Here is a 25,614-nt window from a genome sequence, read left to right as displayed (position 1 = left end):
CCCGCCTCAGGCGTCGCCGCGCAGATCCCTCACCCGCCGGGCCAGCGCGAGGGTCGAACCGTCGTGCCCCTCGGTCGCCCCCCCTTCCAGCAGGGGCGCGACGCGCAGCGCCAGTTCCTTGCCCAGCTCGACCCCCCACTGGTCAAAGCTGTTGATCCCCAGGATCGCGCCTTCCACGAACACGCGATGTTCATACAGCGCGACGATCTGCCCCAGCGTGAACGGCGTCAGCTGCGGGATCAGCAGGGTGGTCGAGGGGCGGTTGCCGGGAAAGACGCGGTGGCGGGCCTGGCGTTCCGCCTCGGGTCCGGTCAGGCCGCGCGCCGCCATCAGGGCGCGCGCCTCGTCCAGCGAGCGGCCGCGCATCAGAGCCTGGCTTTGCGCCAGGCAGTTGGCGACCAGCAGGCGGTGGTGGTGGTCCAGGTCGGGTTCGTGCCCGCGCGCGGCGACGATGAACTCGCAGGGGACGACCTCGGTGCCCTGATGGATCAGTTGATAGAACGCGTGCTGGCCGTTGGTCCCCGGCTCGCCCCACACAACGGGGCCGGACGGGCGGGTCAGGTCGGACCCGTCCATCACCACGCGCTTGCCGTTCGATTCCATCTCAAGCTGTTGCAGATAGGCCGGCAGGCGCAGCAGCCGGTTGTCATAGGGCAGCACCGCGCGGGTCGGATAGCCGCAGATCTGGTGGTGCCAGATGCCGACCAGCGCCAGCATCACCGGCATGTTGCGGTCCAGGGCCGCGGTCTGGAAATGCGCGTCCATCGCTGCGCCGCCCGCCAGGAAATCGGCAAAGTCGTCCGGCCCGATCGCCAGCATCAGCGACAGCCCGATCGGTCCCCAGACCGAATAGCGCCCGCCCACCCAGTCGGCAAAGCCGAACACGCGAGAGCTGTCGATGCCCCATTCCGCGGTCCGCGCCCCGTCCGACGACAGCGCGGCGAACTGCGCGCCCGGATCGGCGACGGTGCGCGCCATCCAGTCCCGCGCGGTGGCGGCGTTGGTCATCGTCTCGATGGTGGTGAAGGTCTTGGAGGCCACGACCACCAGCGTCGTCGCGGGGTCCAGCCCGCGCAGCGTGTCGGCGATATCGGCGCCATCGACGTTGGACACGAAATGCACCCGCGGCCCATCGTGATACGGCGCCAGCGCCAGCGTCGCCATGACCGGGCCAAGGTCGGACCCGCCGATGCCGATGTTGACGACATCGGTGATCGCCCCGCCCTGCCCCCGAAACGCGCCTGACCGCACCGCGCGCGCGAAATCCGCCATGCGGGCGCGGGTCGCCAGCACCTCGGGCATGACGTCGCAGCTGTCGGACGGCACCGGCCCGCCCGCGCGGCGCAGGGCGGTGTGCAGGACGGCGCGGTCCTCGGTCTGGTTGATGCGGTCGCCGCGGAACATGGCGGCGCGGCGGTCGGGAACACACGCGGCCAGCGCCAGCAGCAGGTCGCGCGCCCGCCCGTCGATCGCGGTCTTGGACCAGTCCAGCGCCAGCCCGTCGGCCAGCGTGGTCATGCGGTGGGCGCGGTCGGGATCGGCGGCGAACAGCGCCTCGATCCGCCGGCCGGCGGTGGCGGCGCGGTGGGCGGCCAGCGCGTCCCAGGCGGCGTCCCCGATGGTTTTCGGCGCGGCGGCGCGGTCAGTCGGCATAGTGAACCGTCAGATCCCTGAGCAGCCCGGCGATGGGGGCCTGTTCCGGCGACAGGCCCGCGGCGCGTTCAAGGGCCGCGCGCTTTTCGGGACCGGTGATCATCAGGAACGCCTCGGTCGCGCCTTTCAGCACCGGCAGGGTCAGCGTCACCCTCGGCTCCTCCGCCGTGTCGCTGCGGATCGGCAGCACGGGGGCCGCGTCGGCGGCCAGCGCCGCGGCCAGCCCCTGCGCGCCGGGAAAGAGGCTGGCGGTGTGCATGTCCTCGCCCATGCCCAGCAGCAGGACCGACAGCGGCAGGAAGCCGGCGACGCGGGCCGACGCCGCCGCCGCGCCCGCGTCGGGATCAAGCGCGGGGTCGTAAAGGTCGATCAGGTCGGCCGCCACGCCCTCCTCCAGCAGATGACGGCGGATCAGCCGCGCATTCGACCGGGCGTGGTCGGACGGAACCCAGCGTTCGTCGCCGGGGATGATCGTCACGCGGTCCCAGTCCAAGGGTGCCGCCGACAGCGCCTTGAACACCGGCACCGGCGTCGATCCGCCGGGCAGCGACAGGGTGGCGCGGTCCTGAGCGCGCAGCACCATGCCCAGCGAGGTGACGATGTCGTGGGCGACGGCCAGCGTCAGCGCCTCGCGGTCGGGGTGTTCGTTGATCCTCATCGCGCCCTCATGCCTTGATCTCGCGCCAGCGGCGGCCGTCGCGGTGCATCAGCCCCAAAGCCTCGTCGGGGCCGCTGGTTCCGGGGTCATAGGGTTCGGGCCTTGCCGTCCCCCCTTCCCATGCGGCGATGATCGGGTCGGTCCACGCCCAGGCGGCCTCGACCTCGTCGCCGCGCATGAACAGCGTCTGGTTGCCCCGGATCACGTCGGTGATCAGCCGTTCATAGGCGTCGGGCATGTCGGTGCCCTCGGGCCCCAGCGCCTCGGCGAAGGACATGTCCAGCGGCACCTGCACCAGCCGCATGCCGCCCGGCCCCGGTTCCTTGATCATCACCTTGAGGTTCATGCCCTCGTTCGGTTGCAGCCGGATGACAAGCTCGTTCGGCTTGTGGGGGCCGGTCTGGTCAAAGATGGAATGCGGCGGCTCGCGGAAGACGACCGCGATTTCGCTGGTGCGGGCGCGCAGCCGCTTGCCGGTGCGCAGATAGAACGGCACCCCCTGCCAGCGCCAGTTCGCGATCCGCAGCTTGAGCGCGACAAAGCTTTCCGTGCGGCTGGCGGGGTTTTCGACGTCGTCGAGATAGCCGGGGATCGCGCCCTCTGCGACATACTGGCCGCGCACGATGTCGCCCGCCGCCAGCGGCTCGAGCGCGCGGATGACCTTCAGCTTTTCGTCCCGCACCGCGGCGGGGTCGAAGTGGTAAGGCGGCTCCATCGCGATCAGGCAGACAAGCTGCATCAGATGGTTCTGGATCATGTCGCGGATCGCGCCGGACTGATCGTAATAGGCGCCCCGGCCGGCCACGCCGACCGTTTCGGCCACGGTGATCTGGACGTGGTCGATGTAATGGGCGTTCCACAACGGCTCGAACAGCATGTTCGCAAACCGGACGGCCATCAGGTTCTGGACGGTTTCCTTGCCCAGATAATGGTCGATCCGATAGATCTGCCCCTCGTCGAAATGCCGCGCCAAGGTCTGGTTCAGCGCCCGCGCGGACTCGAGATCCCGGCCGAATGGCTTTTCCACGACGATGCGGCTGTCGGCGTCGGCGATGCCGTGGCCCGCCAGCCGTTCCGCGATGGCGCCGAACAGGCTGGGCGCAACCGAGAAATAGAACGCGCGGATCGCGCCCGGGCGCATCAGCGCGGCAAGGTCGGACCAGCCATCGTCGCCGGTGGCATCGATCGGGACATAGTGCAGCCGGTCCAGAAAGGCGGGCAGTTCCGGCGCCTGGGCGCGCGCCGGGTCGAACTCGGCGATGGCGGCGGCGGCATCTGCGCGGAACTCGGCATCGCTCATCGTCGTGCGCGCGGCGCCGATGATGCGCGCGGCGTCGGGAAACTGGCCCGCGGCATGGCGCCGGAACAGGCCCGGCAGGATCTTGCGGCGCGCGAGGTCGCCCGTCGCGCCGAAGATGACAAGGTCGAAATCATCGACCCGGATAAGCCGCGAGACCATCAGGTTCTCCGTCCGTGATGGGACGGTGCTAGGAGATGTTAGCGATAACGGCAAGCCTGTTGGTCTCATCGCGCGGGCGGTGTCCCGGCGCGGGCCAGCGCCTTGGCCAGACGCGGCAGCCGCGCCCGCGCCATCAGGTCGCGCAGGGCCAGCGGCCCGCCCATCGCCTGCGCCCGCGCATGCGATGCGGCGACGATGGCCGCGACGGCGTCGGGGTGCGCCCGGTGCAGGTCGGTCAGGAACGCATCCGGGTGGACGGCGGCCAGCCCCAGCGCGGCGGTGGCGCGGCGGGGGAAATCGCGCAGGTTGGCGGTGACGATCAGGGGCGCATCCGCGGCCAGCGCAGCCTCGGCCACGTGGCGGTCGGCGGGGTCGGGCCAGTCGATCCCGATCGCCGCGCAGCCGTCGTCGCGGGCGCTGGCGCGGGGAAAACGGTTGGCCAGCAGCGCGATCTCGGCCCCTGCCACGGCCACCTGATCGGGGCCAAGCCGCGCAGCCGCGTGCCGCCATTCCCCAAGGATGCGGGCCGACCAGACCGGCTGGAACAACCCCGCCCCGGCCGCGCCGGTCAGGATCTCGCGCAGGACGGTCGGGTAAAGGACGCAGGCGTCCAGGACCGCCTTCATCCGTCCAGCCGGAAGAACAGCGCCTTGAGGTATCCGCTTTCGGCCAGTTGCGGCAGCATCGGGTGGTCGGGACCGGCAAATCCGGTGTGGATCAGCTGCATCCGCCGACCCCCCCGCCCGATGCCGCGGGCGCTGGCGTTGCGGAACGCCGACAGATCGGCCGCGTGGCTGCACGAACACAGCCCCAGATAGCCGCCGGGCGCGACCAGCGGCGCGGCCAGCCGGGCCACGCGTTCATAGGCGCGCAGCCCCGCGTCCAGCGCGGGCTTGGCGGGCGCAAAGGCGGGCGGGTCGCAGATCACCACGTCGAACTGCGCGCCTTCGGCCGCCAGCGCCTCCATCTGGGCAAAGGCGTCGCCCTGGCGGGTGGCCAGCCGGTCCGCCGCGCCCATCGCCTGCGCCCCCGCCTGCGTCAGCGCCAGCGCCGCGCCCGAGGCGTCCACGCAGGTCGCCTGCGCCGCCCCGGCCGCCAGCGCCGCAAGCCCGAAGCCGCCGACATGGCTGAAGACGTCCAGCACCCGCGCGCCTGCCGCCAGCCGCTGGGCAAAGGCGTGGTTCAGCCGCTGGTCGAAGAACAGCCCGGTCTTCTGCCCGCCCAGCAGGTCCGCCATATAGATCGCGCCGTTCATCGGCACCGGCACCGGCGCGGACAGGCCGCCCGCCAGCACCTCGGTCCGGTCGTCCAGCCCCTCGAGGCCGCGCGCGCGGCCGCTGCCGTTCAGGATGATGGTCGCAACGCCCGTCGCATCCGCCAGCGCGGCGGCCAGATCACCCGCCATCCGGTCGGCCCAGGCGGCGTTCGGCTGGATCACCGCGGCATCGCCGAAACGGTCGATGATGACGCCCGGCAACCCGTCGGCCTCGGCATGGATCAGCCGATAGAACGGGGCGTCGAACAGCCGCTCGCGCAGCGCCAGCGCCCGCCGCAGGCGCGCCGCCAGCCAGTCGCGGTCGATCAGGGCGGCCGGGTCCGCGTCCATCACCCGCGCGACGATGCGGGATTTCGGATTGACGGTGACGACGCCAAGCGACCCGCGCTCGGCATCCTCGAGCCGGGCAAAGCTGCCGGGCGGCAGCGCGCCGGTGCGGCGGTCCATCACCAGCTCATCGGCATAGACCCACGGGAACCCGTGGCGGACGGCGCGGGCGTTCGCCTTAGGGCGCAGCCGGACGACGGGAAGATCGGCGGGCGGGTCGGCGGGGATTGGGGTCATCGCAGGTTCCTTTGCGGCGGGCTGTCGCACAGCGCGGCTTGTGGGACAAGCGGCGTGGCGCGGCCGCGGGCATGGTGTGGCGGGCAAGACGGCGGCCAGCCTTTGGGCCTGCCGGCCCCTGCCTCGCTGAAACGGTCCACGGGTGCGCCCGGCAGCCCGGAGTATTTGCGCCAAGAAGAAGCCCGGACAGCGGGCGCAGGATCGGGCTGTCTGCCGTCAGGCGGCCGCGCGCAGTTCGGCGGGGGCAAAGGGCGTGATCGTCACCTCGGCCCCGTCGAAGACGCAGAACGACCCCTGCGGCACCTCGATCCAGTCGGACTGCTCGACCTCGAGCGGTTCGGACACGACGGCGCAGCCGTGACGGCTGTCGGACCAGCGGTGATACAGCGACGGCGCCTGGTCGTCCGAGGCATAGCGCGCCGCGTATAGCCTGCGCCCGTCCGAGAACGCGCAGGTCAGCCGCACATGCGGGGCCGCCCCGCGCGCCAGCGCCAGCGCCTGGAACCGGGCCGTGGCGCGGGCCAGCGCGCCCGCGGGGTCGGCGTCCAGCCCGTCGCCCAGCGCCGCAAGGAACAGCGCCTCGCTGTCGGTCGCGCCCTTGCGGTGCGGATACATCTCGTCCGGGATCAGCACCTCGGCCGAGCGGCGCCAGCCGTCATAGCCGCCGAACTGGCCGTTGTGCATGAACGACCAGCGCCCGACGGCAAAGGGATGGCAGTTGTTGCGGCTGGTCGCGGTCCCGGTCGAGGCGCGGACATGCGCCATGAACAGATGCGATTTCACCGTCGCGGTCAGGCTGCGCAGGTTCGGGTCGGACCACGCGGGCATCACGTCGCGGTAAAGGCCGGGTTCGTCGCGGTCGCCATACCAGGCGATGCCGAACCCGTCCGCGTTGACCGCCGTGTGGCAGCGCGTGGCGCCGTGGCTTTGCCGGATCAGCGAATGGCCGGGCCGGCTGACGATGTCCTCAAGATAGATCGGCCTGCCGATATAGGCCGCCCAGCGACACATGCCCCGTCCCTTTTCTTGTGCTTTGCGCGCAGGCTAGCAGGCAAAGCTTGACCGATCACGTCATTTCGTGCCGTCGCCGTTCTCTTCGACGATCACAAGGTCGCGTTCGGCAGCGCCCCGGGCGTGGTCCAGCGCCGCCTGGTATTCCGCCGAGCGATAGCACGCCTCGGCAGCCTGCAGGCTGGGAAAGCGCGCCACGACGTTGCGGGCGCGGTCGCTGCCCTCAAGCTGGACATACGCCCCCGAGCGGACAAGGAACTGGCCGCCATGCGCGGCGATGGCCCCGGTCGCCAGCGCCGCATAGCGGGCATAGCGGTCCGGGTCGGTCACGGTCACATGGGCAATCCACAGCGCGGTCATGCGGCGTCCCTTACAAGCTGTTCGACAGCGGCGATGGCGGCGGCGGCGGCGTCCAGCGAGGGCGCGCCGCCCTGCGCGCGGTCCGGCCGCCCGCCGCCGCCCTTGCCGCCCAGCGCGGCCACGGCGGCCTGCACCAGCGCGACGGCGCTGAGGCGGTCGGCCAGATCGGGCGTGACGGTGGCGGCGACGGTGGCCTTGCCGTTGTCCTCGGCCATGACGACCACCGCGCCGCGGGTCAGCCCGCCGCGCATCTGGTCGGCAAGCGCCCCCAGTTCCTTGCCGGAAACCCCGCTGACGGTGCGGGCAATCAGCTGCAGCCCGCCGATTTCCCTTGGCCCGGCCTCGGTCCCGCCGCCGCCCATCGCCAGCTGGCGGCGCAGCTGCGCGACCTCGTTGGCCAGCGCCTTGCGTTCGTCCGCCAGCGCCCGCACCCGGTCCACCACGTCGCCCGCCTGCGCCTTGAGAAGAACGGCGATCTCGGTCAGTTGCCCCTCAGCGGCGCGCAGATGGGCCAGCGCGGCGGGGCCGGTCAGCGCCTCGATCCGGCGGATGCCCGCCGCCGACGCGCTGTCGCCCAGCAGCACGAACGCCCCGATGTCGCCGGTGCGGGCGACGTGGGTGCCGCCGCAGAGTTCAATGGAATAAGTGTCGTTGTTCGACCCCTTGCCCGCGCCCGGCTTGCGGCCCATCGACACGACGCGCACCTCGTCGCCGTATTTCTCGCCGAACAGCGCCTGCGCGCCCAGTGCGCGGGCGTCGTCCGGGGCCATCACGCGGGTTTCGACCGGCGTGTTCTGGCGGATGATGGCGTTCACCTCGGCTTCGATCTGCGAAAGCTCGTCGGCCGACAGCGCCTTGCCGTGGCTGAAGTCGAAGCGCAGCCGGTCGTCGGCGTTCAGGCTGCCTTTCTGCGCGACATGCTCGCCCAGCGCGGCGCGCAGCGCCTCGTTCAGCAGATGCGTCGCGGAATGGTTGGCCCGGACCTTGCCGCGGCGGTCGCTGTCCACCGACAGCGTGGCCCCCTGCCCGCGCGTGATCTGGCCCAGCGTCACCTCGGCCACGTGGATGAACAGGCTGCCGGATTTGCGCGTGTCGGTGACGCGCGCGGCCCCGGTTTCGGTCTTGATCAGCCCGGTGTCGCCCACCTGCCCGCCGCTTTCGGCATAGAACGGCGACTGGTTCACGACGATCTGGACCTGCTGGCCCTCGGCCGCGGTCTCGGCCTCGGTCCCGTCGATCACCAGCGACAGGATCGCGCCCTCGGCGGTTTCGGTGTCATAGCCCAGGAACTCGGTCGCGCCGAAGCGGTCGGCCATCTCGAACCAGATCGCGGCGTCCTTGGTTTCGCCCGTCCCGGCCCAGGCGGCGCGGGCCTTGGCCTTTTGTTCCGCCATCGCGGCGTCAAAGCCCGCGACCTCGACGCCGCGCCCCTGCTCGCGCAGCGCGTCCTGCGTCAGGTCCAGCGGAAAGCCATAGGTGTCATACAGCTTGAACGCCGTCTCGCCGGGCAGGTCGGCGCCCTCGGGCAGGCGGCCAAGCTCATCCCCCAGCAGGCGCAGGCCGCGGTCCAGCGTCTGGCGGAAGCGCGCTTCCTCGCCGCGCAGGGTTTCCTCGATCATGGCCTGGCCGCGCACCAGCTCGGGATAGGCCGCGCCCATCTGGCGCACCAGCGCGGGCACCAGCCGGTGCATGACCGGGTCTTGCGCGCCCAGCATGTGCGCGTGGCGCATGGCGCGGCGCATGATCCGGCGCAGCACATAGCCGCGCCCCTCGTTCGACGGCATCACCCCGTCCGCGATCAGGAAGCTGGTGGACCGCAGATGGTCCGCGATGACCCGGTGATGCACCTTGCCCGGCCCGTCGGGATCGCTGCTGGTCGCATGGGCCGAGGCCTCGATCAGCGCCCGCATCAGGTCGGTGTCATAGTTGTCGTGCTTGCCCTGCAACAGCGCGCCGATCCGTTCCAGCCCCATGCCGGTGTCGATGGACGGGTTCGGCAGCGGCTTCATGCTGCCGTCCTCGAACTGCTCGAACTGCATGAAGACGAGGTTCCAGATCTCGATGAAGCGGTCGCCGTCCTCGTCCGGGCTGCCGGGCGGGCCGCCGGGGATCGACGGGCCGTGGTCGAAGAAGATTTCCGTGCAGGGGCCGCACGGCCCGGTCGGGCCCATGCGCCAGAAGTTGTCGTCGGTCGGGATGCGGATGATGCGGTCGTCGGTCAGCCCCGCGACCTTTTTCCAGATCTCCGCGGCCTCGTCGTCGGTGTGATAGACGGTGACCAGCAGCCGGTCCTTGGGGATGGCGAAATCCTTGGTCAGCAGCTCCCACGCATAGGGGATCGCCTGTTCCTTGAAGTAATCGCCAAAGCTGAAGTTGCCCAGCATTTCAAAGAACGTGTGGTGGCGCGCGGTATAGCCGACGTTGTCCAGGTCGTTGTGCTTGCCGCCCGCGCGCACGCATTTCTGCGCCGTGGTCGCGCGGGTATAGTCGCGCTTTTCCAGCCCGGTGAACAGGTTCTTGAACTGCACCATGCCCGAGTTGGCGAACATCAGCGTCGGATCGTTCCTCGGCACCAGCGGCGAGCTGTCGACGCGGGCGTGCCCGTTCCGTTCATAGAAATCCAGGAATGTCGCGCGGATGTCGTTCAGGCTGGCCATTGGGGTGTCCTGCGGGGAAATGCTGCCGCGCAGAGATAGCGATGCGCGGCCCCCCTGTCCAGAATGGCGCCGTCACAGCAGAAAGCGCGGGTCGGCCCCAAGATCCAGCCCCGGAAAGACGCTGCGTTCGACCAGCCCCGCGTCCAGCCCGAACAACCCGCGCATCGCCCAGCCGGCATAGGCGCGCACGTCGCGGGTCGGCAGCAGGTCGCGGTCCTGATACAGCATCCCCTCCCCCAGACCCGGCCAGTCGCCATAGACCCGGCCGCCGCGCACCGCGCCCCCCGCCATGACCAGCGCGCCGCCGGTGCCGTGGTCGGTGCCGCCCGACCCGTTCTCGCGCACGGTGCGGCCGAATTCGGTCATCGCCAGCACGGTGGTGCGCCCCCAGTTCGCGCCGAGCGCGGCGCGCAGCGTCAGGATCGCGTCCGACAGCGCGCCCAGCGACCGGGTGATGACCTGCGGCTGACGGGCGTGGCTGTCCCAGCCCGACAGCGAGAACGAGGCGATGCGCGTCGCCCCGTTCAGCCGGTCTGCGGCAAACCGCGCCAGCTTGACGGCGTCGCCTTTCGGGCCGCCCTCGCCCACCGGCGCCATGCTGGCCGATCCGATCTCGGCCGCGTCGGCGGCGGCCTGCCGGAACAGCGGGTCGTCGTGATAGACCTCGGTCAGCAGCAGCTGCGCCTGCGCCGAAAGCGACAGCCGCGCGTCCGGTGCCCAGCTGAGCGCGTGGGCGGGGCCGGACAGGATCAGCATCTCCTCGGTGCCGACGGAATAGGCGGTTTCGGCGCTGGCGCCGGGCATCTGCTGCAGCAGCCGGTTCAGCCAGCCGCCCTTTTGCGCGTCGATGGGCAGGTCGTTGCCGGTCCCGGCCTCAAGCACATCCTGGCCGTCGAAATGGCTGCGCTTGTCGCGGTAAGGGGTGGCGACGGCCTGCGCGAAACCCAGCTCGCCCGCCTGCCACAGCGGCATCAAGGGGGCGAGCGCCGGGTGCAGCGCATAGAACCCGTCCAGGTCCAGCGCCCCGCCCTGCGGCCCCAGCGAAATGCCGCGCCGCAGGCCGCGCAAGGCCCGGTCGCCGTATGGCTGCACCGCGTCCAGCCCGTCCATCGCGCCGCGCAGCACGATCACCACCAGCCGGTTGTCGCCGGGCGCGGCGGCAAAGGTCATGGTGGACAGCAACGGGTGGGCTGCCGCCGAACAGGCCGCCATCAGCGCGGATTTCAGCAGGAAACGGCGTGTGTGCATCATGCCCCCTCAGCGGCGGTTGAAGTCCGAGGAGGCCAGCACGATCGCCACCCCCTCGCGCGCGGATTCGGCGCGCGGCACCGCCCGGGCCAGCGGCTCGGACGCGGTGCTGCCCAGCGCCGTCGCAAGGAACGCGCGCGGGTCGGGCAGCGGATCGACCAGCCGCGCGGGCTGGCGCAGCGACCAGCCGATGCGCGCCGACAGCATCTGCGGCGTGATCCAGTCCTCGGCCCGGTCGGGCCAGCCGTCGGGGCCGCGCGCGCGGTTCCAGGGCTGGCCCATCAGCGTCAGCGGATAGGCCAGCGCCTGCTGGACGCGCTGGCTGTCCAGCGCCATCACCCCCGCCTCGCCCAGTCCCAGCGCCCGCAGGGATGCGGCGATGAAGTCGAAGGGCTGGCGCGCCTTGTGCCGGAATCCGGCCATCAGCGCGGGATGTCGGACCAGCACGCCATAGACCGTCGCCAGATCGCCGCCGCTGCCCCGCCACGCATCGGTCAGGTCGGCCACCAGCGCGTCGGGCGGGTCGTCGGCCACAAAATGCACCGCCAGCTTGCGCGACAGATGCGCGGCCGTCGCGGGGTGGCCGGCAAGGTCGGTCATGGCGCGCCGGATCTCGTCCATCCCGGACGTGCCCGGCCCGCCATAGCTTTCCCCCAGCACCACGTCCGCGCCCGGCTCCGCCGCCTGCGCGATATAGCGCGTGCCCTTGCGGTTGTCGGCGCTGAGGCCGGTCAGAAGCTCGGCCAGTTCGCGCACGTCGGCCTGTGTATAGGCGGCGCCGACGCCCAGGCTGTGCAGCTCGATCGCCTCGCGGGCCAGGTTCTCGTTCAGGCCCAGCCGTTTTTCGGGCCGCTTGCGTACGAAGACCGAACCGGGACCGAAGCTGTTCACCTGGTTGAGATAGACCAGCATCATCGTATGGGTGTCGGCCGCGAACAGCAGGTCGGCAAAACGGCCGTTCAGGTTCGGGCGGATCGCCTCGTCCACGAAGGCGGCGGCCATCATCTGCTGGGGCAGGTTCGGGGCGACGGTGGTGAAATGGTCGGTCCAGAACTGGACCAGCCGTTCGCCGAATCCCGCCGGAGCACCCACCGCGCGCGCGATCCGGCGGCGCAGCACGCCCCGGTTCAGCGCCGTCAGCTCGTGCGAGATGCGCTTGTATTCGTCGGCCGAGATGGTGCCCGCGTCGCGGTCGCGCCGCGACTTGGCGAACTGGCGATGCGCCTCGCCCGCGCGCGGGACGGTCCAGCCGTCACCCGCGCGGGCCGCATCGACCGACGCCAGCATCGCGGCCGCATCCGCGGCGGCCGGGTCCGGTCCAAGGCCAAAGCCCAGACGGATGGCAAGAACGTCGGCGAAATCGGTCGTCTGTGGCACGGGTCGGCCCCTTGTCGCCGCGCGGGATCGCGCCCCGCACGGTCCGTCTATGCCACGCCCGGCGCGGCAGGGCACCTCACGCTTTGCTGACATGGGCGCGAGCGGCCGGGGGCGCCCGCCGCCCGGCAAAGCCCCGCGTCAGGCGTCGCGGTCAGGCGTCCCTGGGCAGCACCCGCAGGCGCAGGTCGCGCAGCTGTTCGTTCGTCGGTTCGCTGGGCGCGCCCATCATCAGATCCTCGGCGCGCTGGTTCATCGGGAACATGATGACCTCGCGGATGTTGCTCTCGTCGGCCAGCAGCATCACGATGCGGTCGATGCCCGCGGCGCAACCGCCGTGCGGCGGCGCGCCATAGCGGAACGCCTTGACCATGCCGCCGAAACGCTTTTCGACCTCGTCCCGGCCGTAACCGGCCAGTTCGAACGCCTTGAACATGATTTCCGGCGTGTGGTTGCGGATGCCGCCCGAGATCAGCTCATACCCGTTGCAGGCAAGGTCATACTGCCAGGCATGAACCTTGAGCGGGTCGCCGTTCAGCGCGTCCAGCCCCCCCTGCGGCATGGAAAACGGGTTGTGGCTGAAGTCGATTTTCCCGTCGTCGGTCCGCTCATACATCGGAAAATCGACGATCCAGGCGAACTTGAACTGGTTTTCGTCGATGAGGCCCAGCTCGCGCCCGATCTCGGTCCGCGCGCGGCCCGCGACGGCCTCGAAGTCCGAGGGCTTGCCGCCGAGGAAGAACGCCGCATCGCCTTCCTTCAGGCCCAGCTGGGCGCGGATCGCCTCGGTCTTCTCGGGGCCAAGGGCCTTGGCGATGGGACCGGCGGCCTCGGTCGTGCCGTCGTCAGCCTTGCGCCAGAAGATATACCCCATCCCCGGCAGCCCCTGCGCCTGCGCGAACGCATTCATGCGGTCCGCGAACTTGCGCGACCCGCCGGTCGGCGCGGGGATGGCGCGGACCTCGGTCCCCTCCTGCTCAAGCAGCTTGGCGAAGATGCCGAAGCCCGAGCCGCGGAAATGTTCGCTGACGTCCTGCATCTCGATGGGGTTGCGCAGGTCGGGCTTGTCGGTGCCGTATTTGCGCAGGCTTTCGACATAGGGGATCAGCGGCCATTCGCTGTCCACCCGGCGGCCGCCGCCAAATGTCTCGAACAGCCCCTGGATGACCGGCTGGACGGTGTCGAACACGTCCTGCTGTTCAACGAAGGACATCTCGATGTCGAGCTGATAGAAATCCGTGGGCGAGCGGTCGGCCCGCGGGTCTTCGTCGCGGAAACACGGCGCGATCTGGAAATAGCGGTCAAAGCCCGCGACCATGATCAGCTGCTTGAACTGCTGCGGCGCCTGCGGCAGCGCATAGAACTTGCCCGGATGCAGGCGCGAGGGCACGAGGAAGTCGCGCGCGCCTTCGGGGCTGGACGCGGTGATGATCGGCGTCTGGAACTCGGTGAACCCCGCGTCCCACATCGCGTCGCGCAGCCATTTGACCACGCGCGACCGCAGCATGATGTTGTTGTGCAGGCTTTCGCGCCGCAGGTCGAGGAAGCGATAGGCGAGGCGCGTTTCCTCGGGATAGTCCTGATCGCCGAACACCGGCAGCGGCAGGTCGTCGGACGCGCCCAGCACCTGAACGTCGGTGGCATAGACCTCGATCTCGCCGGTCGGCAGCTTTGGGTTCACCAGGCTCGCGTCGCGCAGCTTGACGCGGCCGTCGATGCGCACGACCGTTTCCGCCCGCAGCCGCTCCAGCGCCGCAAACGCGGGCGAGTCGCCGTCGGCGATCACCTGGGTGATGCCGTAATGGTCGCGCAGGTCGATGAACAGCACGCCGCCATGATCGCGCACGCGATGCACCCAGCCCGACAGGCGGACGGGCGCGCCCGCCTCGGTGGCGGTCAGGGCGCCGCAGGTATGGCTGCGATAGGCGTTCATCGGGTGTCCTTCCGGGCGTCGGGGCCGCGGGTGGTGGCGGCGCGTGTCGGGCGTGCTTACACGGATTTGCGGCCGCGAAGTCAAGGCGCGGTCACGGCAGCGGGGTCGCGGACGGCCGGGTCAGAACGGCCGCACCACGTTGCCCGACCAGAAATACGTCCCCATCCCCACGGTGAACAGCACGTTGCCGGCGACGGCGTGCAGCATCCACACCGCCGCAAAGCCGCGAAGCTGATAGACGCGGGCAAAGATCCAGCCGCCGACAAAGGTCATCACCGCGACCACGACCGACCAGTACATCAGATGCGCCAGCGCGAACACGGCCGCGTTGACCAGCCGGGCCGCGCGCGGATCGGGCAGCAGGGGCGCATAGCGGTGAAAGAACAGGGCGCGAAAGATCAGTTCCTGCGGCAGCGCCGACAGCAGCGGGTAAAGCAGCCACAGCACCGCCAGGAACCGCAGGCGTTCGGGCGACAGGTACGGGACGAACCCCGGCCGGGTCGCCGCCATGATCAGGAACCCCGTCGCGCCCACGAACAGCGCGAACGCGGCCGTCCGCCCCCAGCGCACCCGGCCCCAGCCGCGCACCAGCTCGCGCCAGTCGAACTCTCCGGTCAGCCAGATCAGGCCCAGACCGACCAGCGTGAACCCGAACAGCGCGGCAAACATCCAGTCCGGGTTCAGAAACAGCGCGATCGCCAGCGGCGCGCCGGCATACAGCGCGACGAACTCGGCCCACAGCCAGCCGCGCCCGCGCGCGCCGGCCGGCCGCGCCGTCACCGCTGCGAGCGGGCGGCCAGCCAGCGGTTCCATTGCGGCCTGCTTCCGGCAAAGGCGTTCAGGTCCACGTTGCCCGAAAAGCCCGGCGCGGTCCCGGTGCCGGTATACTGCCAGAAACTCCAGCGCTGGCCGGGATAGATGCGGCTGGGATGATCGGCGACCGAGCGCAGCCAGAACTCGGCGTTGATGTTGCGCACCCCGGTCTGGTGATAGAAATCGACGGTCGTGTAGATGATCGGCCGCTGGCCGTAATGGCGCGACACCATGCCGATGAAGGTGTTGACCTCGCGCTGCACCTCGGCCGGCGACGGCCGGTGCTTGCAGCTGCGCGAGGCGTGGTTCCATTCCAGGTCCAGCACCGGCGGCAGCGCGCCGCGCTCGCGCGGCACGTTGGCGATGAACCAGGCCGCCTGTTCCGCCCCCGACCGGCAGAAGTAATAGAAATGATAGGCGCCGCGCGGGATGCCCGCCGCCCGCGTCTGCGCCCAATAGGTGCCGAACGCGGGGTCGGAATGGTCGCCCCCCTCGGTCGCCTTGATGAACGCAAAGCTGATCCCCGCCCGGCGCGCCGTGTGCCAGTCCACCCCGCCCTGATAGCGCGAGACGTCGACGCCGTGGACCTGGTGGTCATAGGGGTGGCCGCTGGTCCAGACATGGGGGGCGCTGTCGCCCAGCGCGGGCACCGCGCCGCCCCGGAACGCGCCCTGGACCGACTGGCCCGACCCGATGCTGATGTTGGTGACGACGCGGCGCGGCGGTCCCCCGCACGCGGCCACCGCCGCAATCGTCAGAACCGCCATCGCCTTGAACAAGAACCGCATGCTGCCTGTCGCCCCAAAGTCTTGATTATCGTTGGCGGGCATCTTTCATGGCGGGCGCGGGATTGTCACGCTGCCCCCGTGCCGGCGCGGACGCGGGGCGGATCACGAACGCGTCAGGACCGCCGCAGGGGCCGCGCCGGTCAGTTCATGTCCGGCACCATCTTGCCCGGATTCATGATGTTGTTGGGGTCCAGCGCGCGCTTGATCGTGCCCATCACCCCCCATGCCGCGCCGTGCTGGGCGGCCATCAGCGGGCGCTTGCCCACCCCGATGCCGTGTTCGCCGCTGATCGTCCCGCCGACCGCGATGGCGCGTTCCGCCATGCGGGTGGCGACGCCCTTTGCCGCGGCCAGTTCCTCGGCGTTGCCGGGTTCAAGCAGCATCAGCACGTGGAAATTGCCGTCGCCGACATGGCCCACCACGTCGCCCAGCAGCCCGCTTGCGTGCATGTCGGCCGACGCCGCGGCCACCGCGCCGGGCAGTTCCGACATCGGCACGCAGATGTCGGTGGACATGCCCGTCGCGCCCGGCCGCAGCCGCAGCGCCGCGTAATAGGACGCGTGGCGCGCGGCCCACAGGCGGTTGCGGTCGTCCAGGCTTGTGGCCCAGGCAAAGCCCTGCCCGTTGTGGTCCGCGGCCAGCGCGCCGAAGGCCTCGGCATCCGCCTTGACCGCATCGGGGCTGCCGTTGAACTCGACCATCAGATGCGGCTGTTCGGGATAGGACGATCCCAGATGCAGGTTGACCGCCCGCATCGCCAGCTCGTCCATGAACTCGATCCGCGCCATCGGGATGCCCATCTGCATCGTCTGGGCGACGCAGTTCACCGCATCCTCCAGCGTGGCAAAGGCGCAGACGGCGGCGGCCACGTCCTCGGGCTGGCCGTGCAGGCGCAGGGTCAGTTCGGTGATGATGCCCAGCGTGCCTTCGGACCCGACGATCAGCGCGGTGAGGTCATATCCGGCGCTGGATTTCGCGGCGCGCGTCCCGGTGCGGATCACCGTCCCGTCGGCCAGCACCACCTCGAGCGCCAGCACGTTCTGGCGCATCGTGCCATAGCGCACGGCGGTCGTGCCGCTGGCGCGGGTCGCGGCCATGCCCCCCAGCGACGCGTTGGCGCCGGGATCAACCGGGAACATCAGCCCGGTCGCGCGCAGTTCGCGGTTCAGCGCCTCGCGCGTGACGCCGGGCTGGACGGTGGCCTGCATGTCCTCGGGGCGGACGGCCAGCACGCGGTCCATCCGCATCATGTCCACGACCAGCCCGCCGTGGACCGCCAGCGCGTGGCCTTCCAGCGAGGTGCCGGTCCCCCAGCCGATCACCGGCACGCGGGCGTCGTTGCAGATCCGCAGAACCTGCGACACCTCGTCGGTGGTCTGCGGGAACGCCACGGCGTCGGGCGGGGGCGCGCGGTGGAACGTTTCGGACGCGGCGTGCAGTTCAAGGTCCGACGCGCCGGTGGACAGCCGTTCGCCCAGCACGGCGCGCAGTTGGTCAAGGACAGTGGCAGGGATCGGCATGGCAGGCCTCGGGCGAGTGGGTGAAGAACGTCGCGCGACCATGCCGCCGCGCGCGCCGCCGTTCAAGCGCGACCCTTTGGCGCGGCATCGAAGCCCCGGTCCCGTGCCGCCCCGCAGGCTCTCGCCATGGCTTCTTCTTGGCGGAAATACTCCGGGCTGCCGAGCGCCCGGAAAACGGTCCAGCGGACCGTTTTCAGCGAGGCGGGGCCGGCAGGCCCAAGGGGGCTGGCCCCCGGTCGGACCCGGACCCCCGCGGCGTCACAACGGCGCGCTCGCCTGCGCCAGCCAGTCGCGGGCTGCGGCGTCGTCGATCAGCGGTCCGATCTCGGCCGCGACGCGGGCGTGATAGGCGTCCAGCCATGCGATCTCGGCCCGGCTCAGCATGCCGGGTTCGATCAGGCGCGTGTCGATGGGGACCAGGGTCAGCGTCTCGAACCCCAGCAGGTCGCGGCCGTCCGGGCTTTGGGCGGGTTCGACGGCGACCAGATTCTCGATGCGGATGCCCCAGGCGCCCTCGCGGTAATAGCCCGGCTCGTTGGAAAAGATCATCCCCGGGCCGATCGGCAGCTCTGACCGGCGCGAGATGCGCAGCGGCCCTTCGTGGACGCACAGCGCCGCGCCGACGCCGTGGCCGGTGCCGTGGTCGTAATCCATCCCCGCCTGCCACAAGGGCGCGCGCGCCACCGCGTCGATGTCGCGCCCGGCCAGCCCGCGCGGAAAGCGCAGGCGCGACAGCCCGATCATCCCCTGCAGCACGCGGGTATAGGCGTCGCGCACGGCCGGGTCCGGCTTGCCCACCGGCAGGGTGCGGGTGACGTCGGTCGTCCCGCAGGGATACTGGCCGCCCGAATCCAGCAGCAGCACCTCGCCCGCCCGCACGATGCGGTTGGTGGCGCGGGTCACGCGGTAATGCACGATGGCCCCGTTCGGCCCCGATCCGCAGATCGTGTCGAAGCTGATGTCGGCCGCGCCAGCCTGCTGGCGGAAGGATTCCAGCACCCGCACCACGTCGATCTCGGCAAAGCTGCCGGGCGGCTGCGCGTCGATCCAGGCCAGCGTGCGGATCATCGCCACGGCGTCCTGCCGGTGCGCGGCGCGCATGCCGTCCAGTTCGGCGGCCGTCTTGCGCGCCTTGGGCAGCGCCACTGGATCGCGGTCGCGGGCGACGGCGACGCCCGCGGTTTCCAGCGCGGCAAAGACCGCCTCGGGGGCGGTGTCGGCATCGACGCGGACCGGACCCTGCAGGTCCGCCAGCGCGGGCGCAAAGCCTGCCGGCGGGTCGATGCGCACGGCGTTCCCCAGATGCGCCCGCACATCGGCGCCGAACTTGGCGGGGTCGGCGAACAGATGCACGGCACCCGCCGCGTCGATGGTGGCGAACGCCTGCACGATAGGGTTGCGGGGCACGTCCGCGCCGCGGATGTTCAGCAGCCAGGCGATGGAATCGGGGGCCGTCAGCACGGCCGCCCCCTGCCCCGCCGCCGTCAGCGCCTGCGCGATGTCGCCGCGCCGCTCGGCCGACGTCGCGCCCGCAAGGGTCGCGTCGTGGATGCGGGCGGCGCCCTGCGGCGGGGCCGGACGGTCGGGCCAGATCGCATCGACCGGGTTCGCCACGGCGCGCAGCGCGACGCCGCTGCCGTCCAGTCCACGGGCCAGCGCCTCGATCTCGGCCCGCGTATGCAGCCAGGGGTCATAGCCCACCACGCCGCCATTCGGCAGGGCATCCCGCAGCCAGCCTGCGGCCGGGGTTTCGGGCCAGTGGACCGGCGCAAAGGTGGCCGGGTCCGTCTCGGCCCGGACCTGCACCCGATAGCGGCCGTCGATGAACACGCCCGCGCGGTCGGCCGTCACGACGGCGAACCCCGCGCTGCCGGAAAACCCGGTCAGCCAGCGCAGCCGCGCGTCGCAGTCGGCGACATATTCGCCCTGATAGGCGTCGGCGCGGGGCACGATGACGGCGTCCAAGCCCTGGCGCGCCATCAGCGCGCGCAGCGCCGCGATGCGGGGCGCGCTGTCCGCAGGCGAACCCGCCTGCTCGAAATCCTGAAGCGCCATCACTGCCCTCGTTGCCCGCGTCGCGGGGACAGTCGCGCATCCCGGCGGGGGCGTCCAGCGTCCAACGCGGATCGGCCCGCCGGCAACGCGGCGCAGTTTGGCTTTGACTCCGCGCGGGGCGGCGGCCAACTGTCGCGCTGACAAGACACAGGTGCCCGTGGCAATGACCTCCTTACTTCGCTTGGGCTATCTGATCCCGCAGTTTCCCGGACAGACGCACATCTTCTTCTGGCGCGAGATGAAGGCGCTTGAGGCGCGGGGCGTGGCGGTCGAACTGCTGTCCACCCGGCCGCCGCCGCCGGGGCTGGTGGCGCATGAGTGGTCGGACGAGGCGATGGCGCGCACGACCTATCTGGGCCGCGCCGATCCGCTGGCGGCGCTTGACGCGCTGCGCCGCCTGCCGCTGGGCGATCTGGCGCGCGCGCGGCGGGGCGAACCCCGGTCGATGATGCGCGACCTGCTGCTGGCCCTCCCCGCGGCCCGCCGGCTGGTGCGGGTGGCGCGGTTGAAGGGGATCGATCATGTCCACGCCCATTCCTGCGGCCGCGCGGCCCTGATCGCGGCGCTGGCGTTCCGCATGGGCGGGCCGCGCTATTCGCTGACGCTGCACGGCCCGCTTGAGGATTACGGCCCCGGCCAGCCGTATAAATGGCGCCACGCGGCATTCGCCACGATCATCACGGAAAAGCTGCTGTCCGAGGCGGGCGCCACCCTTGCCGGCGCGGTGCCCCCGCTCGTCGCCGTCCAGCCGATGGGCGTCGACACCGACCGGCTGAAACGCACCGCGCCCTGGCAGCCCCCTTCGGCGAGCGGCCCGATCCATGTCGTGTCCTGCGGCCGGCTGAACATCGTCAAGGGTCACCAGGATCTGCTTGCGGCGGTCCGCCAGCTGCGCGACGGGGGCCATGACGTGCGGCTGACCATCGCCGGAGAGGATGACGCAGGCGGCACCGGCTATCGCCGCGAGCTTGAGGCGCGGGTCCGAGAACTGGGGCTTGCGCCCTTTGTGACCCTGCTGGGCGCCGTGTCCGAGGGCGAGGTGCATCGCCAGCTGACCTCGGCGCATGTCTTCGCGCTGGCAAGCTGGCACGAGCCGCTGGGCGTCGCCCTGATGGAGGCGATGTCCTGCGAGGTTCCGACCATCGGGACGGCGGCGGGCGGGGTGGCCGAACTGATCACCGATGGCGTCGACGGGCTGCTGGTTCCGCCCAGATCACCCGCAGCGCTGGCGCAGGCGATCCTGCGCGTGGCGGGCGACCCGGAACTGGCGGGCCGGTTGGGACGCGCCGGGCGGGACCGGATCGTCCGCGGCTTCGGCGCGGCCCGCGGCGCCGAGACGCTGATCCGCCTGATTGCGGAAAGCCGCGGCTGAGGTCGGGCGGCCCTGCGGGCGGTGCTGACCGGATCAACGGGCCAGCGGCAGTCAGGCGCCGTCACGGTCGGGCGCAGCGGGCGCGTGGCCCGCCGCCCCGATCAGCGCCGCGATCCGGCCGCCATCGCGCGGGCGCGCTTGCGGGGGTCGGGTTCGAACAGCGCGGCCAGCTGTTCGGTCATCGCACCGGCCAGCTGGTCCACGTCGGTGATCGTGACCGCGCGCTGGTAATAGCGCGTCACGTCATGGCCGATGCCGATGGCGATCAGTTCCACCTGCTGACGGCGTTCGACCATCGCGATCACGTCGCGCAGGTGCTTCTCCAGATAGTTCGCGGGATTCACCGACAGGGTGCTGTCGTCGACCGGCGCGCCGTCGGAAATCACCATCAGCACGCGCCGCGCCTCGGCCCGGCGGGTCAGGCGGCGGTGCGCCCATTCCAGCGCCTCGCCGTCGATGTTTTCCTTCAGCAGCCCTTCCTTCATCATCAGCCCAAGGTTCGGGCGCACCCGCCGCCACGGCGCGTCGGCGGATTTATAGACGATGTGGCGCAGGTCGTTCAGCCGGCCCGGCGCCGCCGGCCGCCCCGCCGCCAGCCACGCCTCGCGCGACTGGCCGCCTTTCCAGGCGCGGGTGGTAAAGCCCAGGATCTCGACCTTGACGGAACAGCGTTCCAGCGTGCGCGCCAGCACGTCGGCGCAGATCGCGGCGATGCTGATCGGCCGCCCGCGCATCGAGCCGGAGTTGTCGATCAGCAGCGTCACCACGGTGTCGCGGAACTCGGTGTCCTTCTCGACCTTGAACGACAGCGGCGTCGTCGGGTTCGCGACAACGCGCGCCAGGCGGCCGGCGTCCAGCACGCCCTCTTCCTTGTCGAACTCCCAGCTGCGGTTCTGCTGGGCCTGCAACCGGCGCTGCAGCTTGTTGGCCAGCCTGCTGACCGCGCCCCGCAACGGTTCAAGCTGCTTGTCCAGATAGGACCGCAGGCGTTCCAGTTCCGCCGGTTCGGCCAGATCCTCGGCCCGGATCTCCTCGTCGTGGGCGAGGCTGTAGACCTTGTAGTCGGCGGACGCCTCGCTGACCGGGGGCGGCAGCTCGGGCGGCATCTCGCTGTCGGCCATTTCGGCGTCTTCGGCCATCTCGTCGTCGGACTGGTCGTCAAGGCTGACCTGGGCCTGGCGTTCGTCCTGCGTGCGCTCCTGGCTCTGCTCGGGGGTGGCGTCGGCGTCGTCGCCCTGCTCCTCCTCGCGGGCCTGGTTGTCGCCGGATTCGGGATCGGGCTCGGCGGTGTCGTCGGCGTCGTCCTGATCGGGCTGGTCGGGGTCGTCGCCCAGCTGGTCGCCATAGCCCAGGTCGGCGATCACCCGGCGCGCCACCCGCGCGAAGGCCGCCTGATCGGCCAGCGCGGCGGTGGCGTCGTCCAGCGCGGCGGCGGCCTGCTGTTCGACAAACGGGCGCCACAGGTCGGCCACGTGCTGCGCCGCGGGCGGAAGGGCGCGCCCCGTCGCCGCCTGCCGCAGCAGATAGCCCGCCGCGACCGCCAGCGGCGCGTCCGCCGGGGCCTTGATCTGGCCGTAACCCTTGCGGTCCGCCTCGGCCCCCAGCTTCGCGTCGATGTTGGACAGCGCCCCCGGCATGTCGCGCGCGCCCAGCGCCTCGCAGCGGGCGGTTTCCATCGCCTCGTAAAGGTCGCGCGCCATCGGGCCGGCGGGCGCATAGCGGGCATGGGTCGCGGCGTCGTGGTGGCGCAGCCGCATGGCCAGCGCGTCGGCGGTGCCGCGCGCCTGCACGATCTCGTCCCGCGTCATGCGGCGGCTGACCTGCGGCAGGCGCATGGTGTCGCCGGCCACGCCCGACGGGTCGGCGGTGAAGGTGACGTTCAGCTCACGCTCGTCCGCCAGGGCGCGGGTCGCCTCGGCCAGCGCCTTCTTGAACGGGTCGGCGGGGTTGTCGGTCGGTTTCATGTCTATCTTTTCCGCCAAGCCGGGGCGACTGTCCACCGGGCAAACGAGGTGCGGCGAACCGGACCGGGCCGTCCGGCGTTGCCCCCGCGCAACCGACCGCGGGGAACGACATGCGCCTTGCCCTTGCCCTGGCCGCGCTGGCCGCGATCGCGGCCCCTGCGTCGGCGGAAACCCCGCAGCAGGCCTATCGCCGCGGGTTCCAGGACGGGGTCGCGGCGGTGAACGCGCAAATGGGGCCGGTGACGGCGCAAATCCAGCAGCAGGTGCAGGACCAGGTGAACGCCCAGCTGGCGCAGATCGAGGCGCGGCGCGGGCGCGAGCTGGACGCCCGCCTTGCCGCGGCCCAGGCCGAGGCGCTGGCCGCCCCGGCGGACCGCTCTGCCGGGGCCGCCCCGAGCGGCGCGCCCGCAGCCCTGCCGGTCAGCCGCATGCCGACGCTGCCGCCCCTCACGCTGCCGCCCCGCCCGGCCGTTAACCCGCCCGCAGATGTGCCCGCGACCCCTGCGGACCTTCCGCCGGGCACCACGATCACCATAACCGACCCGCAATCGCTGCCCCCCGACCTGTTCCGCGCGCTGATGGACTATGCCCGCTAGTGCGGGTGCCAGCGGCCCCAACCCGAAAAGGAAACCCCATGCCCAAGCCCCGCATCGCCGTCATCATCGGATCGACCCGCAAGGCCCGCTTTGCCGACAAGCCCGCGCAGTGGCTGATGGGCAAGATCAAGGATCACGCCGAACTGGATTTTGAACTGGTGGACCTGCGCGATTTCGACCTGCCGTTCTTTGACGAGGCGGCGTCGAACCTGTGGGTGCCCTCGTCCGATCCGCGCGCGGTCGCGTGGCAGGACAAGCTGGCCCAGTTCGACGGCTATCTGTTCATCGTGGCGGAATACAACCGCTCGATCACCGGGGCGCTTAAGAACGCACTGGACCAGGCCTACAAGGAATGGAACCGCAAGCCGATGGCGGCGCTGGCCTATGGGTCGCTGGGCGGCGCGCGGGCGCTGGAGCATCTGCGAAACTCGGCGGTGGAACTGCAGATGGTGCCGCTGAGAAACGCCGTCCACATCGGCGGCGGCGATTTCTTCAAGGTCTGGACCGGCGGCCAGGACGCGCCGATCAGCGAGATCGAGGACCATCTGCAGGGCTCGCTGGACGCCATGCTGGAGGAGCTGGTGTGGTGGACGAGGGCGACGAAGGCGGCGCGGGAGGGGTGAGGTAAGCAGAGGAGCCGGTTACTCAGTGGCTGACCGGCCCATTCCCGCTCTTATTCGGCCTCGTGGGCGGGCCGAGAAAAACTGGCGATCTGCGCCCAATTCTCTCTGTAGGGGTCAAGCCATCCCGCTTTCAGAGGAAAGTCAGATCCGCAAATCTTGGTATAGTCGAGATTCAGTCGACGAAACTTTGTATCATTGCGTGATTGACCCTTCTTTCCCAATTTTTGCCGCCAGGCAACATGGCTTGTTCTGACTGCGTCCGCCACCTTTTCCGACGGAACGACATACACTGTCGGCGTCGCGTCGGCGTTCTTACCAAGATCGACAAGCGCGTAGAATATGCTGTCGGCAACAAGCGCCTCGTGCTTTTCCTGCATATGCCAGCCGCGGTCACTCCCCTTCTCCCAACTCGTCTTAACCTGAAAGGCGCAAAGACGCGCCCCTTCCGGCGAGGTAACGACAATGTCGAAATTCAGAACGCCTTGCGGGGCTAACGCAGCGATGTAACCACGGCTCAACAGCCGCGACATGACCAGATGCTCGCCGGCCGCCCCTGTTAGGGAGCTTGCGCGAACATCCATCACCCCGCCTTCGCCGCGGCGCTCTCCGGCAGTTCCTCGTCGAACAGGCGCTGATAGAACTCGGCAACCGTCTGGCGTTCCAGCTCGTCGCATTTGTTCAGGAACGTCAGCCGGAAGGCGTAACCCACGTTGTCGAAGATGCGGGCGTTCTGCGCCCAGCTGATCACCGTGCGGGGCGACATCACCGTGGACAGATCGCCCTGCATGAAGGCGGTGCGCGTCAGGTCGGCCAACGTCACCATCTGGGCGACCAGCTTGCGGCCCTTGTCGGTGTTGTATTGGGGCACCTTGGCGATGACGATCGCGGTTTCGGCGTCGTGGGACAGATAGTTCAGCGTGGCCACCAGGTTCCAGCGGTCCATCTGGCCCTGGTTGATCTGCTGGGTGCCGTGGTAAAGCCCCGTGGTGTCGCCCAGACCCACGGTGTTCGCGGTCGCGAACAGGCGGAAATACGGGTTCGGCGTGATGACCTCGTTCTGGTCCAGCAGGGTCAGCTTGCCCTCGGCCTCCAGCACGCGCTGGATCACGAACATCACGTCGGCGCGGCCCGCGTCGTATTCGTCGAAGACGATGGCCGCGGGGTTGCGCAGCGCCCAGGGCAGGATGCCCTCGTGGAAGACGGTGATCTGCTTGCCCTCGACCAGCTTGATCGCGTCCTTGCCGATCAGGTCGATCCGGCTGACGTGGCTGTCCAGGTTCACCCGCACGGTGGGCCAGTTCAGGCGCGCGGCGACCTGTTCGATATGGGTCGATTTTCCGGTGCCGTGATAGCCCTGGATCATCACCCGCCGATTATAGGCGAAGCCCGCAAGGATCGCGAGCGTGGTGTCGGGGTCGAACTTGTAGGTCGGGTCCAGGTCGGGCACGCGCTCGGTCCGCTCGGCAAAGCCCTTGACCTTCATGTCGCTGTCGATGCCGAAGACGTCGCGGACGTCGATGTCCTCGGTCGGTTTCGCGTTGTGGTCCAGATCGGCCATGCCCTGCCCCTTTCCTGATCCGGGTTGTGATGGCGCATCGCGGGGCGGGGTGCAACCCGCAGCCGCCCCGGCCCCGCCGTTTGCAAGCCACGCGCCGGCACGGCAGACAGGCGGTGAACCGCAGCCGCGCTG

The 25,614-nt window shown here is 70.5% G+C and carries 21 protein-coding genes; 3 read left to right on the top strand and 18 right to left on the bottom strand.

Annotated features, from left to right (window positions below; translation table 11 throughout):
- Nucleotides 1–6 precede the first annotated feature (6 nt).
- The 15 genes from pgi to EPA64_RS12825 form a co-directional block, all read right to left on the bottom strand.
- A complete protein-coding gene (gene pgi / locus EPA64_RS12895; RefSeq protein WP_134726765.1) occupies nucleotides 7–1,653 on the bottom strand; it encodes a glucose-6-phosphate isomerase in 1,647 nt (548 codons plus the stop codon).
- Nucleotides 1,643–2,311 (bottom strand): 6-phosphogluconolactonase, encoded by a 669-nt coding sequence (gene pgl / locus EPA64_RS12890; RefSeq protein WP_134726764.1) that lies wholly within the window; start codon nucleotides 2,309–2,311, stop codon nucleotides 1,643–1,645. The genes pgi and pgl overlap by 11 nt, the downstream gene beginning before the upstream one ends.
- Nucleotides 2,312–2,318: 7 nt before the next feature.
- Entirely contained in the window at nucleotides 2,319–3,770 is a 1,452-nt protein-coding gene (zwf, locus tag EPA64_RS12885; RefSeq protein ID WP_134726763.1) for a glucose-6-phosphate dehydrogenase, read from the bottom strand.
- Nucleotides 3,771–3,835: 65 nt separating this feature from the next.
- Complete coding sequence (locus EPA64_RS12880; RefSeq protein WP_134726762.1) at nucleotides 3,836–4,396, bottom strand: RSP_2648 family PIN domain-containing protein; 561 nt, start codon at nucleotides 4,394–4,396, stop codon at nucleotides 3,836–3,838.
- Entirely contained in the window at nucleotides 4,393–5,610 is a 1,218-nt protein-coding gene (locus EPA64_RS12875) for an RSP_2647 family RNA methyltransferase (protein ID WP_134726761.1), read from the bottom strand. Before EPA64_RS12875 ends, EPA64_RS12880 begins: the two co-directional genes overlap by 4 nt.
- 216 nt (nucleotides 5,611–5,826) lie before the next feature.
- Nucleotides 5,827–6,621, bottom strand: a complete 795-nt coding sequence (locus EPA64_RS12870; RefSeq protein WP_134726760.1) for a class II glutamine amidotransferase — start codon at nucleotides 6,619–6,621, stop codon at nucleotides 5,827–5,829.
- A gap of 60 nt (nucleotides 6,622–6,681) precedes the next feature.
- Nucleotides 6,682–6,981 carry a DUF1330 domain-containing protein gene (locus EPA64_RS12865; RefSeq protein ID WP_134726759.1) on the bottom strand — a complete coding sequence of 100 codons (300 nt, stop codon included), beginning with the start codon at nucleotides 6,979–6,981 and terminating at the stop codon, nucleotides 6,682–6,684.
- Nucleotides 6,978–9,638 (bottom strand): alanine--tRNA ligase, encoded by a 2,661-nt coding sequence (alaS, locus tag EPA64_RS12860; protein WP_134726758.1) that lies wholly within the window; start codon nucleotides 9,636–9,638, stop codon nucleotides 6,978–6,980. Before alaS ends, EPA64_RS12865 begins: the two co-directional genes overlap by 4 nt.
- Before the next feature lie 72 nt (nucleotides 9,639–9,710).
- Nucleotides 9,711–10,886, bottom strand: a complete 1,176-nt coding sequence (locus EPA64_RS12855) for a DUF1501 domain-containing protein (RefSeq protein ID WP_134726797.1) — start codon at nucleotides 10,884–10,886, stop codon at nucleotides 9,711–9,713.
- Between the two features lie 9 nt (nucleotides 10,887–10,895).
- Entirely contained in the window at nucleotides 10,896–12,263 is a 1,368-nt protein-coding gene (locus EPA64_RS12850; RefSeq protein WP_246026754.1) for a DUF1800 domain-containing protein, read from the bottom strand.
- A 151-nt stretch (nucleotides 12,264–12,414) separates the two neighbouring features.
- A complete protein-coding gene (gene aspS / locus EPA64_RS12845) occupies nucleotides 12,415–14,193 on the bottom strand; it encodes an aspartate--tRNA ligase (RefSeq protein ID WP_134726756.1) in 1,779 nt (592 codons plus the stop codon).
- A 120-nt stretch (nucleotides 14,194–14,313) separates the two neighbouring features.
- Nucleotides 14,314–15,006: a CPBP family intramembrane glutamic endopeptidase gene (locus EPA64_RS12840; RefSeq protein WP_134726755.1), complete on the bottom strand. Its 693-nt coding sequence runs from the start codon at nucleotides 15,004–15,006 to the stop codon at nucleotides 14,314–14,316.
- Nucleotides 14,970–15,794: a glycoside hydrolase family 25 protein gene (locus EPA64_RS12835; RefSeq protein ID WP_134726754.1), complete on the bottom strand. Its 825-nt coding sequence runs from the start codon at nucleotides 15,792–15,794 to the stop codon at nucleotides 14,970–14,972. Before EPA64_RS12835 ends, EPA64_RS12840 begins: the two co-directional genes overlap by 37 nt.
- A 140-nt stretch (nucleotides 15,795–15,934) precedes the next feature.
- Complete coding sequence (locus EPA64_RS12830; RefSeq protein ID WP_134726753.1) at nucleotides 15,935–17,314, bottom strand: FAD-binding oxidoreductase; 1,380 nt, start codon at nucleotides 17,312–17,314, stop codon at nucleotides 15,935–15,937.
- Between the two features lie 258 nt (nucleotides 17,315–17,572).
- Nucleotides 17,573–19,369 (bottom strand): aminopeptidase P family protein, encoded by a 1,797-nt coding sequence (locus tag EPA64_RS12825; protein WP_134726752.1) that lies wholly within the window; start codon nucleotides 19,367–19,369, stop codon nucleotides 17,573–17,575.
- A 163-nt stretch (nucleotides 19,370–19,532) separates the two neighbouring features.
- Here EPA64_RS12825 and epsE point away from each other — a divergent pair, with 163 nt between their 5' ends.
- A complete protein-coding gene (epsE, locus tag EPA64_RS12820; RefSeq protein WP_134726751.1) occupies nucleotides 19,533–20,741 on the top strand; it encodes an exopolysaccharide biosynthesis GT4 family glycosyltransferase EpsE in 1,209 nt (402 codons plus the stop codon).
- Nucleotides 20,742–20,842: 101 nt separating this feature from the next.
- Here the strand turns inward: epsE and cobT are convergent, their stop codons facing one another.
- Nucleotides 20,843–22,705 carry a cobaltochelatase subunit CobT gene (gene cobT, locus EPA64_RS12815; RefSeq protein ID WP_134726750.1) on the bottom strand — a complete coding sequence of 621 codons (1,863 nt, stop codon included), beginning with the start codon at nucleotides 22,703–22,705 and terminating at the stop codon, nucleotides 20,843–20,845.
- 110 nt (nucleotides 22,706–22,815) lie between these two features.
- Here cobT and EPA64_RS12810 point away from each other — a divergent pair, with 110 nt between their 5' ends.
- Together EPA64_RS12810 and EPA64_RS12805 are read left to right on the top strand one after the other, a co-directional pair.
- Complete coding sequence (locus EPA64_RS12810; protein ID WP_134726749.1) at nucleotides 22,816–23,301, top strand: hypothetical protein; 486 nt, start codon at nucleotides 22,816–22,818, stop codon at nucleotides 23,299–23,301.
- A gap of 38 nt (nucleotides 23,302–23,339) precedes the next feature.
- A complete protein-coding gene (locus EPA64_RS12805; protein WP_134726748.1) occupies nucleotides 23,340–23,924 on the top strand; it encodes an NADPH-dependent FMN reductase in 585 nt (194 codons plus the stop codon).
- Nucleotides 23,925–23,974: 50 nt separating this feature from the next.
- Here the strand turns inward: EPA64_RS12805 and EPA64_RS12800 are convergent, their stop codons facing one another.
- A complete protein-coding gene (locus EPA64_RS12800) occupies nucleotides 23,975–24,505 on the bottom strand; it encodes a hypothetical protein (protein ID WP_220443756.1) in 531 nt (176 codons plus the stop codon).
- Entirely contained in the window at nucleotides 24,505–25,482 is a 978-nt protein-coding gene (gene cobS / locus EPA64_RS12795; protein ID WP_134726747.1) for a cobaltochelatase subunit CobS, read from the bottom strand. The genes EPA64_RS12800 and cobS overlap by 1 nt, the downstream gene beginning before the upstream one ends.
- Between the last annotated feature and the right edge of the window lie 132 nt (nucleotides 25,483–25,614).

The sequence above is a fragment of the Paracoccus luteus genome, from assembly GCF_004522155.1.
Taxonomy (GTDB): domain Bacteria; phylum Pseudomonadota; class Alphaproteobacteria; order Rhodobacterales; family Rhodobacteraceae; genus Paracoccus; species Paracoccus luteus.
Note: the sequence above shows the minus strand (reverse complement) of the source record. Positions and strands in the feature narration are given on the sequence as shown.